Genomic DNA, 512 nt, shown 5'->3' with positions numbered 1-512 from the left:
CAGCGCCGTGGCCGCCTCGGCGGCCGCCACGGGGGAGGGACCGGTGACGTGGGGGACGTCCGGCAGCAGCGCGAGCTGGCGGGGATCGCTGACGAGCACGGCCACGTCCAGGCCGGGGGTCCCGTCGGCGAGACCGGCCACGGCCTCGGCCAGGCTCGCCCCGTAGCGGCTGATCCCGTCGTGCCGGTCGAGACGGGTGTAGCGGGCGTCCAGGAGCAGCCTCACCGACGGCGTCCGCGTCGGTGTTCCTGGCGTCCGCGGCGCACGATGCGCTGCAGCCCGGTGACCGGGGCGGTGTCGGGGGCGGGGGCGCCGGCCGGGGGCGCCTGCGCGTGCAGCGCGGGCGGCGGCCCGTCCGGTCCGGGGATCGGCCCGGGGAGCGGCTCGGGGGCGGGGGAGGAGAGGAACTCGTGGACCAGCTCGGCGGTGCGCCCGGGGGCCTCGTAGTGGATGAGGTGGCCCACGTCGTCGAGGACCTCGAGTCGGTGGCGGGGGATCCAGGAGGCCATGGT

The 512-nt window shown here is 78.1% G+C and carries 1 protein-coding gene and 1 pseudogene; both read right to left on the bottom strand.

Going from position 1 to position 512, the window contains the following annotated elements; translation table 11 throughout:
* Positions 1-225: pseudogene (locus RF645_RS13480) on the bottom strand (glycosyltransferase family 1 protein); the annotation flags it as partial.
* The coding region (locus tag RF645_RS13475; RefSeq protein ID WP_368819289.1) for an alpha/beta fold hydrolase at positions 222-512 on the bottom strand (291 nt) is incomplete at its 5' end. The pseudogene RF645_RS13480 and the gene RF645_RS13475, both read right to left, overlap by 4 nt.

Source organism: Kocuria sp. CPCC 205260, assembly GCF_040981045.1.
Classification (GTDB): domain Bacteria; phylum Actinomycetota; class Actinomycetes; order Actinomycetales; family Micrococcaceae; genus Kocuria; species Kocuria palustris.
Note: the sequence above shows the minus strand (reverse complement) of the source record. Positions and strands in the feature narration are given on the sequence as shown.